At 33.9% G+C, this 3,536-nt stretch carries 5 protein-coding genes; 1 reads left to right on the top strand and 4 read right to left on the bottom strand.

Features of this window, described 5'->3' with window-relative positions; all coding sequences use genetic code 11:
* From IIF7_RS20295 to IIF7_RS20280, 4 genes are all read right to left on the bottom strand, one after another.
* On the bottom strand, nt 1-927 hold a 927-nt coding region (locus IIF7_RS20295), incomplete at its 3' end, for a calcium/sodium antiporter (RefSeq protein WP_084843510.1).
* Between the two features lie 285 nt (nt 928-1,212).
* The gene (locus tag IIF7_RS20290) at nt 1,213-1,875 is read right to left on the bottom strand and encodes a P-loop NTPase family protein (protein WP_084843509.1); all 663 of its coding nucleotides are present in this window, start codon (nt 1,873-1,875) and stop codon (nt 1,213-1,215) included.
* Nucleotides 1,859-2,539: a hypothetical protein gene (locus tag IIF7_RS20285; protein ID WP_084843508.1), complete on the bottom strand. Its 681-nt coding sequence runs from the start codon at nt 2,537-2,539 to the stop codon at nt 1,859-1,861. Before IIF7_RS20285 ends, IIF7_RS20290 begins: the two co-directional genes overlap by 17 nt.
* Nucleotides 2,536-2,826 (bottom strand): helix-turn-helix domain-containing protein, encoded by a 291-nt coding sequence (locus IIF7_RS20280; RefSeq protein ID WP_084843511.1) that lies wholly within the window; start codon nt 2,824-2,826, stop codon nt 2,536-2,538. Before IIF7_RS20280 ends, IIF7_RS20285 begins: the two co-directional genes overlap by 4 nt.
* A gap of 388 nt (nt 2,827-3,214) precedes the next feature.
* On the opposite strand from IIF7_RS20280, the gene IIF7_RS20275 reads away from it, so the two are divergent.
* On the top strand, nt 3,215-3,490 hold the full coding sequence (locus tag IIF7_RS20275) for a hypothetical protein (RefSeq protein WP_084843507.1): 276 nt from the start codon (nt 3,215-3,217) through the stop codon (nt 3,488-3,490).
* Nucleotides 3,491-3,536 lie beyond the last annotated feature (46 nt).

Raw genomic sequence — 3,536 nt, 5'->3', positions numbered from 1 at the left:
GAAAAGTATGACCGCTTCCCATCGATCGAGTTTCTTTTTCTTTCCGGTAAGCATAAAAACAAGGAGTAAAAGTGTTCCAACAATTAGCAACAAAAGATCCCAATTAAATTTTAGATTATAGGAAATAGGTTTTATAATACTACTTATGGATAGAATAAGAAAGATATTAAAGATATTAGATCCTATGACATTCCCAATAGCAATATCACTATTCTTTTTTAGAGCGGCAACGACAGAAGTAAGCAACTCTGGTAACGATGTTCCTGCAGCTACAATAGTCAGGCCAATGATCTTTTCACTAACACCCATAGAAGAAGCAATTTCTACGCTATTATCAACCACCAACTTTCCCCCTACGACAAGCCCTGTCAATCCAATAATAATTAAACTATAAATTTTCCATAAAGGCTTAATGTTTGTCATTACGGCTTCCGGTTCATCTTCATTTTTCATTTGTGTAAAAACATAATAAAGAAAAACAAAAAAAAGGAACAGCATCATTCCTCCTTCTATTCTACTTAGGCTCGTGGAATGTCCCTGGAAACCAAAACCATTTAGAAATATATCATTTGCGAAAAGTAGTAACAGTGCAGCAGCAATAAAAGATATGGGAATTTCTTTCCAGCAGGTAGAAGATTTTACGGTTATTGGAAAAATCGCTCCGGTAATTCCCAAAATAATAAACAAGTTAAAATTATTGCTTCCTATTATATTTCCGAGAATAATATCAGAATATCCATTTGTCGAAGCTATGGTATTCACCACAAGTTCCGGCGCTGAAGTTCCGAAAGCAACAATAGTTAAACCTATCGCCAAATCAGAAATATTATATTTTTTAGCTAACATAGAGGCTCCCTCCACCATCCAATTTGCCCCAAAGATAAGTAGGCTAAAACCTACGATTACTAATACTATAGCTAATAGCATAAAAAATAAATCTAAAACTGTTTATAATTAAATATAAGATATCAAAGCTTTAAAAGCCCTAGCTATGACTTAGCCTTTTAAAAATTTTCATAGCTATTATAGAATTTCGATGCTGTATTGCATTGCACTCTTTTATAAAAGAATCAATTTCATTCTATAATTTAAAGATACTAGGTTTAAACTAAATAAAGCTTCATTTTAATAAAGCTATAATTTATTATTACATCTCATTCAAAGCATATCAAAGCATATCAATTTTTGACATCAAAAAAATTAAACTAGCTTTTAATGTCTTTTATCAGGACTATTACTATCAAAGGCCATCAGATTAAATAAAGCTCTCATTCTACTTCGCACCCGTTGACCATAGCGATCTTCTAATTCTGTTGCACTTAAATTAGTGGTTGCATGTGTTTTTAATCTGTGATCGGATTTCTGATGGAGCTCATATCTGGAGAGTAGTACCTCTCCCATGACATTTGCATTATCTCCGTAGAATCGTCCAAGAGGTTCCAATCCTAAATCATCGAAGCAATAACTTCCAGAATCCCCATATTCCTGAACCGTTTTAAATCCTAAATGATTAAAGCTAAATATCACATTACGAGTAGGGATCATTTCATAAGTTAATTTTCCAGGAACGATATATCGAACCAATTTCATCAGACTGGTTTTTCCACATCCCACAGGACCAGTCAATAAAATTCCTTTTCTACAATCCAAGCCGTATCGCTTACAGGCGTTATAATCTCGAATCATAAAAGCACAAAGTTTCCGAATCAGCGGACGATCTTTTTTATAAATCTTAAAACGCTCACCAAAAAGCAATTTACCTTTCATTTCAAGATAATGCAAGATTTGATAGAAATCATAATGCACAGTCGTACCATCAAAATCTCCAAGGCTATAGACCACTCCATTTTCAACAATTTTAGAGGGATTCTCCATAATTTTTGTGTTTTGAAGTTTTTAAAAAATCCTGAGTTTCTTTTTTTTCTTTTCGCCAGCGCTCACAGCGCTTCATCCATTTCTGAGCGACAGCTTTCCAATTGATTATTTTTCTACCCGTAGCAGTCCTCCAATCTTCAGTCTCGTAATGCTCGAAAAATTTATTTCCTTCGCTTAGGGGCCATTTTTGAGATTTAAAAAACTCAATAATTTCTTTTTTAAAAATTGTGGTATTTTTTATGTTTATGTTTGTTATTGTTTTTTGTTTATTACTGTTTATATAAGGTTCGTCTACTGGTTCATATTTGGGATAGTAGTGTGCTGCTACTTGTTCCAATATGGGATCCCTGTGATCGTCTACTGGTTCGTTACTTGTCCGAATAGTAAACATCTTTATGCGGCTTCCCTGATAAGGATTGTGGGAAGGTATATATTCCAGATACCCAAAAGCATCTAACTCTTTTATACTACGGTGATATCCCGATCGTGATCGCACTTTCGATACTTGCATCAATTGTTGACGATTGATGTAGAGTTCCTCTGGAAATCTGGCACTATTCCATTCCTGAAATATGGCCATATACAAACTTACATGCGAAGGATTAAGTCGCTCATCTTCAAGAAACCGACTATAGATCCACTTTAGATGTCGAATGTAATTCATTTGGCAAAACCTGAAGAATGATGAACGCGATATTTATCCATTACTTTTTGAATATCAGAGGCCTGATAATAAATCAATCCTTTAATTTTCACATAGGGAAGTGTTCCATTATTCCGAAGATGTTGTAATGTACCGGGACTAATTTGCAGTAGTTCCATCACTTCTGAAGACTTTAAATATTTCTTCAGTTTTCGTTCTTTGTTTTCCTTTAAGAGTTTCTTCAATTCTTTCAATAATTGAAGTTTAAACTCATAAAGATCATCGGTGGTAATAATACTTGTTGGCATAGGTTCAGTTTTTAAAAATCCCACCGCAGTTAATTTTCAACTAACCAGATCTTCACTACGATGGGATCGGTTGATTTGACTTTCATTACAAAGCTGAGCAGAAGAAATCAAAATCTTTCGTAGTACGAAGCGCACTACGATAAAATTTAACATTGTAAAAAATGATCATAAATGTGTTCATTTATCATCTAAAACGGGATATAAAATCAATAATAAGCTAATCGAAACGGAAAATCTTACCTACTGAAATAATTGTCGATACTTATCGTAGTACGAAAGAATTTAACATTTAAAAGAATAGATCCCAGCAAAACGTGAGGAACAATACCAGCTTTGGAAATAAAAGATTTCTAGGTAATTTAGCGGTTTGAATCCCCAACAATTCATTATGAGTACCATTGAAAAGATCAAAAAAATCAAAGAATTTTTAGCAGTATACCCCAAGGCAACTGTGAGGCTTGAATTTCATTTTCCAGAGACACCATATCAGCATATGAGCATCCCTTTAGAGAGTTACGATGAATTGGAATTTTTTAGTGATCATATTGAAGCTTATGATTTGATTTCCAGCAGTGAATATGAAGCTTTGGTCTCCAAGCATGTAAACTTATCTATACGCAGCCTGCCAAAATTGAATTTTTATACTGAAAATCCAGCTCGTTAGTTTCCTAAAGAACCCTAAAAGGAAGCCTAAGGTTTAAACCTTAGGC

This window comes from Zunongwangia atlantica 22II14-10F7 (assembly GCF_002094855.1).
Lineage (GTDB): Bacteria > Bacteroidota > Bacteroidia > Flavobacteriales > Flavobacteriaceae > Zunongwangia > Zunongwangia atlantica.
This window is presented reverse-complemented; position numbering and strand designations above follow the sequence as displayed.

Bases quoted from the DNA above. Each gene is read 5' to 3' on its own strand.
- IIF7_RS20290 (WP_084843509.1), bottom strand. From the start codon at position 1,875: ATGGAGAATCCCTCTAAAATTGTTGAAAATGGAGTGGTCTATAGCCTT.
- IIF7_RS20285 (WP_084843508.1), bottom strand. From the start codon at position 2,539: ATGAATTACATTCGACATCTAAAGTGGATCTATAGTCGGTTTCTTGAA.
- IIF7_RS20280 (WP_084843511.1), bottom strand. From the start codon at position 2,826: ATGCCAACAAGTATTATTACCACCGATGATCTTTATGAGTTTAAACTT.
- IIF7_RS20275 (WP_084843507.1), top strand. From the start codon at position 3,215: ATGAGTACCATTGAAAAGATCAAAAAAATCAAAGAATTTTTAGCAGTA.